The organism is Mycobacterium sp. (genome assembly GCF_032162105.1).
GTDB lineage: Bacteria > Actinomycetota > Actinomycetes > Mycobacteriales > Mycobacteriaceae > Mycobacterium.
Window position 1 is genome coordinate 1 of sequence record NZ_JAVRPS010000056.1, and the last position, 6,234, is coordinate 6,234.

6 protein-coding genes are annotated in these 6,234 nt (G+C 65.7%); 3 read left to right on the plus strand and 3 right to left on the minus strand.

Going from position 1 to position 6,234, the window contains the following annotated elements; all coding sequences use genetic code 11:
- Together QOC69_RS02775 and QOC69_RS02780 are read right to left on the minus strand one after the other, a co-directional pair.
- Positions 1-1,307, minus strand: a 1,307-nt coding sequence (locus tag QOC69_RS02775; RefSeq protein ID WP_526436120.1) for a protein kinase domain-containing protein, incomplete at its 3' end; no start/stop codon positions are given.
- Positions 1,308-1,528: 221 nt separating this feature from the next.
- Positions 1,529-2,188: a TetR/AcrR family transcriptional regulator gene (locus tag QOC69_RS02780; protein ID WP_526436122.1), complete on the minus strand. Its 660-nt coding sequence runs from the start codon at positions 2,186-2,188 to the stop codon at positions 1,529-1,531.
- An 86-nt stretch (positions 2,189-2,274) separates the two neighbouring features.
- On the opposite strand from QOC69_RS02780, the gene QOC69_RS02785 reads away from it, so the two are divergent.
- From QOC69_RS02785 to QOC69_RS02795, 3 genes are read left to right on the plus strand one after another with little or no spacing between them, the layout of a single operon-like run.
- A complete protein-coding gene (locus tag QOC69_RS02785; RefSeq protein WP_526436124.1) occupies positions 2,275-3,390 on the plus strand; it encodes an Rv3169 family protein in 1,116 nt (371 codons plus the stop codon).
- A 5-nt stretch (positions 3,391-3,395) separates the two neighbouring features.
- Complete coding sequence (locus QOC69_RS02790; RefSeq protein WP_526436126.1) at positions 3,396-4,448, plus strand: phosphotransferase family protein; 1,053 nt, start codon at positions 3,396-3,398, stop codon at positions 4,446-4,448.
- Positions 4,449-4,454: 6 nt separating this feature from the next.
- The gene (locus QOC69_RS02795) at positions 4,455-5,354 is read left to right on the plus strand and encodes a PaaI family thioesterase (protein ID WP_526436128.1); all 900 of its coding nucleotides are present in this window, start codon (positions 4,455-4,457) and stop codon (positions 5,352-5,354) included.
- On the opposite strand, the gene speB is transcribed toward QOC69_RS02795, so the two are convergent.
- The coding region (gene speB / locus QOC69_RS02800; protein ID WP_526436130.1) for an agmatinase at positions 5,338-6,234 on the minus strand (897 nt) is incomplete at its 5' end. The genes QOC69_RS02795 and speB overlap by 17 nt on opposite strands.

Genomic DNA, 6,234 nt, shown 5'->3' on the forward strand with positions numbered 1-6,234 from the left:
GCCGTGTCGACCACCTGTTCGCAGTTGTCGAGCACCAGCAGCAGCTTCCGTGGGCACAGAAACTCGACCAGAACCTCGCGCAAAGGTCGGGCAGAGTCGTCGCGCACACCGAGACTCTCGGCGACGACGTCGACCAACATGGACCCGTCCCGTAGGTCACCCAGCTCGACCAGCCACACGCCGTCGGGGAAATCCCGCCGTGCCTCGGTCGCGGCCCGCAGCGCCAGCCGGGTCTTGCCGACCCCGCCGATCCCGGTCAACGTCACCAGTCGCGACGCCGACAACAAGCTGCTCACTTCGGACAGCTCGGTGCGCCGACCGACGAAGCTCGTCAGCTCCAGTGGAAGGTTGCCGAGCGGACGGCGCGCACCGGCCGCTACCACCCGTGCTTCAGGTCGGCCTGACTCCGGTTCGGGCTGCAACAACATTTCGTCGACGGTGAAGCCCTGCCTGCGTTGGAGCCGCTGGATTTCTTCACCCAGCGACGCGGCGGATGGTCGATCGGCCGGGTCACGAGACATTGCCCTTTCGACGATCGTGCACATGTCGTCGGGGATCCCAGTCTCGCGCAGGTCCGGCGCCGACTCACTGGCGATGCGAAGGAACTGCTTCACCATCTGCTCACCGCTGCGGCGTTCGAACGCGGCGTGGCCAGTGAGCGCGGCGAACAGGGTCGCGCCGAGCCCGTACACGTCGGAGAACTCGCTGGGCGGATCACCGCTGAGTGTTTCCGGGGCGGCGAACGCCGGCGAGCCGGTGAAGGTGCCGGTAGCGGTCTTGAAGGCACCGGGAATGTGGGCGATTCCGAAGTCGCTCAACGCCGGCTCCCCATAGTCGGTGAGCAAGATGTTGGCTGGCTTGACGTCTCGGTGCAGGATTCCGCGCTGGTGCGCGGTATGCAGGGCGCCAGCCATCTTCACCCCGAGTCGCACCACCTCGTCCAGCGGAAGGGTACCGAGCTGGCGGATGCGCGCCTCCAGCGAACCTTGCCGGTGGTACTGCATCACCAGATACGGGTGACCGCTCGCGGTTTCGCCGACCTGCAGGACACCCACGATGTTCGGGTGGCCGGTCAGCCGACCCATGGCTCGTTGCTCACGCATGAAACGCTCGCGCTTCTCGTCGAGTTTGGCGGTCAGCACCTTCACCGCCACCACGCGGTCCAGCGCAAGCTGGGTGCAACGGTAGACGACGCCGAAACCGCCACGCCCGACCTCTTCGGCATAGGAGAACCCGGCAGCACTCAACTCCGTGACGACGGCTGAGGTCACGTCGCGCTGGGTCCTGAACGTGTCTTTGTCCATCATCGGCTCCCTGCGATGGCTCGAGCAAACCCCTTGCAGGGCCTTCAACAGCGGGCCGCTGCTACATCCGACCCAGAGCGTCGATCATGGCTACCGACCACGCTGTCGCCGCGAGAACCAGTCGGTCAACGGTTTGAACCTCGGAGACGTTGCTGGGCGTGAGGACTCCGCGCTGCACCTCGGGACACTAAATGGCGATCTTGACGGAGGGCGTCCCGTCGCTGTCACCTCAGTGGGCGCAGCGCTGCCTTCGGGGTGGGGGAGCGGCGCCGAACCGGACGCGGTTGCCACGTCGAATGGGCCAGGGCACTGAGCGCATCGGCGGTCTGGTCGCAGAATCGTTCGTGCTCGGCCAGGCCAAGCGTCAGCGCGCGAACCATGGTGGTGGCGACGAGGAAGTCGAACACCGCGTCCGCGCGCGTGGTGAGTTGCCTTGCGGTGAGGTCGGTTAGGTAGCCGGCTAAGAGCTGGGTCAGCAGTGCCCGAACGTTGCGCTCGGATCGGTTGACGAGCCGCTCGTAAAGACCGTCCTCGCGCTGATAGGCCAACAGCAGACCCGGGAGGGCCGCCCTGGTCACCGGGTCGGCGAGCTGATTGAGGAAGGTCAGCACCCAGGCGCGCAGATCCGTGCGGAGGTCACCGGTGGACTCGGGAACGGCGGCCGGTTCCGCGTGGCCGAACGCCGCGTCCTCGATCAGGGCCTCTCTACTGGGCCACCGGCGATAGATCGTGGGTGCCCCGACACCCGCGCGCCGGGCGATGGCCACGATCGTCGTCGCCTGATAGCCATGCTCGACCAACAGGTCGCGGGCGGCCTGCAGCACGTCGACGTCCTTCTGCGGATCCCGCGGGCGGCCGGGCATCGGCTGGGAGGCGGTGGTCATGCGCAAAAAGTACCCCAAAACGCTAGTTATATTACGTATGACGCTATAACGTAATGCCCCACCGGCCCGAGAGGAGACGCGTTGCCATGCTGACGCCCCACGACGAGATGCTCGCCCATCAGCTGCCCACCACGTTCGATCACGTCTCGCAGAGTGACCTGCGCTGGGTCGAGCGCATCGTGATGTACGGCTTCGACAAGTCCGGCGACATCAACGTGATGACCGGTATGGCGCGCTACCCGAACCGCAATGTCACCGACGCCTACGCGATGGTCACCAAGCGGGGCGGTGAAACCAAGGTGGTCCGGATGTCGACCGAACTCAATCCGCAGACGGGTGCGCTTGGCGTCTACGAGGTCGGGCCCTACACGTACAGCATCGAGGAGCCGCTGCGTCAGGTTCGATCCACCATCGCGCCCAACGAGCAGGGGCTGAGCCTGGATCTGCGCCTGCGCGGCGAATTCGACACCTACGAGCAGACCCCGGCCTTTCACCGCAGCCGCGGCCGGGTTGCCGAAGACGCGCGCCGCTTCTATCAGAACGGACGCCTGGAGGGCTGGATCGACATCGACGGTGAGCGCATCGAAATCGACCCGGAGCGTTGGTGGTTCGGCAGGGACCACTCCTGGGGTGTGCGCAACGGTCCAGGGGGTGGCAGCCTGCCGGACGGTACCGAGAAGCAACCCGTCGAGGTTCCCGAGGGTGTCCTGTACTACATGGGCATCTTCGAGTTCGACGACGAGCTGGTGCATTTCGCGCAGCGCGAGTACAGCGATGGCACCCGCTGGCAGTTCGAGGGGGAGGTGCTTCATCCGACCGAGTCGGGCCGTCCGCACGGGACGATCATCGACGTCGAGCACGACCTGAAGTTCCGCGCCGAGCAACGGGTGATCAGCGGCGGAACGTTCACCGTCCACCGCGGCGACCGCTCGACCAGCACCATCGACGTGAGCCCGCTGTGCGATTTCTGGCCAGGCCTGGCCGGATACGACGAATTCAACGGTTACGCCTCAGGCCATTGGCGGGGCACGGATTTCATCGACGGCTTCACCGTGAACTCCGCCGACCCTGAGGTGGTTCGCCCGGTGAGCCTGGTCAGTGAAACGCTGTGTGAGGTCAGGATGGACGGCAAGGTCGGCCACGGCCTGGTGGAGATGGTGTGCATGGGCGCCTACCCGCGTTACGGCTACATGGGGTGGTAAACGACGTGACGAGCCCGTCGTCTGCGCGCCTGGCCGCCGATGAGTTGCCGGCGACGCTGGAACCGATTCTGCGGTCACGCATTCCGGGCGCGGGCGGTGCGACCATCACCAACTGGTCGCCAACCGAACGCGGATTCTCCACCGAGACATTCCTGTTCGACGTCACCGGGATCGAGGGTGACGAGCCGTCCCTCGGGCTGGTCTTCCGCAGGGCGCCGGAATTCGCGATCCTGCCCGACTACGACCTGCGTCGACAGTTCCTCACCATGCAGCGCCTGGAGCCGTCACCGGTTCCGGTTCCACGGGTGCGGTGGATCGACGCCGGGCCGGATGCGTTGGGCACGCCGTACTTCATCATGGATCGCATCGACGACGTGATCAGCGTGAGCGACTACCCGCCGTATCACCAGACCGGCATCTTCGCCGACACCGACGACGCCGGACGCGCCACCCTGTGGAACGAATGCCTCGACGTCATCGCGTCCGTCCACCAACTCGACCCAACCGAATACCGTTTGGGATTCCTCGATTTGGCGACCTACGGCCAAGCCCCGCCACAACGGCTGGCGAACTTCCTGCGCTATGCCATGACCTGGGCCATCGGTGACGCGCCGATGAATCCCACCTTTGCCCGTGCCCTGGACTGGCTCGACGCCCACCTCTACACCCCGGAGCGGATCACGCTGTGCTGGGGTGACGCCCGCATGTCCAACGTCCTCTATCGGGCAGACCATCGCGCCGTGGCAGCACTCGACTGGGAGATCGCCTACCTCGGGGACCCCGAAGCCGATCTCGCCTGGATGTTCATGACCGACTGGGTCAGCAGCCCGCTGGAGAACCGCGCGCTCGCACCGGGGACGCCCAGTCGCGAGGAGAGTATCGAGCGCTACGAGCGACTGACGGGACACCGGGTACGCAACATGCGGTTCAGCGACGTCACCGCCGCATTGCTGCTCGCAATTCCACTGATCCGACTCAACGAAAGGCTGAATCTCCAAGACACCGACCTGGCTGAGATCTGCGCCCAGCGCGTGGATCTGGTGCTCACCGGCGGTTGACCCAAAGTGGCGAGTGTCAACGAGTTGATGTCGGCATTCGCCGTGGGACCGCCTCAGTACGGCGGCGGCCGCATGTCGATGTCGCAGCGCCTTACCCACGCTGTTGCCGATCACCGAGGACGTGTCGAAGTGCCGGCCTACGCCGTGATGGTCGAGGCGGTGACCAACGGCATCTTCTGGCACTCGTTCAGTGAGCCGGTAGGCACGGTGCAGTCTTGGCTATCGCTGACCGCGGGTGCGCCGGTCGAGGTGAACCAGCGGTTGCTCGCCAGCTCCGAGTTGCTGCACCACGATGATGCTCATGGCATCACGACCGTGCACATCACGAACGACGGCCACGACGTCGTTTGCGCGGGCGTGGCCCGTTGCGTTCTCGTCGGCCGCACCAGTGCGGCACTGACCGCGATCAAGGCGGCTGGGCCGACGGAAGCCGACGATTTCGTCCCTGATGCCGCCGCGGTGGCGATCATGCCGCCACCGATCGATCCCGGGCTCGACGGCAAGCAAATCCTGTCGACGATCTCCGACGGGATGATGTCGGCGGGACCGCTGTGTCAACTTCTCTCTGCCACAGTGACTTCGAGCGAGGAGCGGACGCGGATGACGGTGTCCCCGCAGCCGTGGATGGCCAATCCGCTCGGCGCCATGCAGGGTGGGGTCATGGCGGCCATCGTCGGGCAGGCGTGTTCGCTCGCCGGGCAGCTGCACACCGGACCCTGCCAGCAGTACTCGCTGGCCGACTTGACCGTCTACTACTTCAGGTCCCCACCCGTCGACGACGGCGCCCTGACGGTCGTGACTGCACCGGACAGGATCGGCCGGCGGCTCGGCACCGTGTCGGCCACCATGACCGGATCCGACGGCGTCTTGTTCGCCCGCGCTACCGCAACTATTCGTTACCGCTGACTTTGGAAGGTGAGTTGTTGGCCACGATGAGACTCAACAGGTCGAAGACCACGGTGGCGGCTGCCACGCAGGTGATTTCGGCGTGGTCGTAGGCCGGGGCCACCTCGACGACGTCGGCGCCGACGATGTTGATCCCCGTGAGTTGGCGCAGCATTCGCAGCAGCTCTCGTGAGGTCAGTCCGCCGGCCTCGGGTGTCCCGGTGCCTGGCGCGAACGCGGGGTCGAGGACGTCGATGTCGACCGACAGGTACACGGGCGCGTCGGCGACTCGTCGCCGGACGACGTCGACCGCGGTTTCGATTCCCATGACGTCGAGGTCGCCGGCCCGGATGATGCGGAAGCCCATCCGGGCATCGTCGTTGAGGTCCATCTGGTCATAGATGGGGCCACGGATGCCGATGTGGATGGAGTGATCTTCGACGAGGAGGCCCTCTTCGAATGCTCTGCGGAAGATGGTGCCGTGAGTGACCGGCGCGCCGAAGTACGTATCCCAGGTATCGAGGTGCGCGTCGAAATGGACGAGCGCGACGGGACCGTAGATGGAGTGCAGTGCACGTAGATTCGGCAGTGCGATGGTGTGGTCCCCGCCGATCGACACCACCTTGCGTTGTCGGTCTCCGATGACCTCCCGCATATGGTTCTCGATCTGCGCGCATGCCTCGGCGATGTCGTACGGTGTCACGGCCACGTCGCCGGCATCGACGATCTGGACCTCTTCGAGCGGTGCAACCCTGAGCTCGACGTGGTAGCCGGGGCGCAGGGTGCGCGCCGCTTGACGCACGCCCATCGGGCCGAATCTCGCCCCGGGCCGATACGACGTGCCGCCGTCGAAAGGCACTCCCAGAACGGCGATTTCGTAGTCGCCGACCTCGTGGATGTC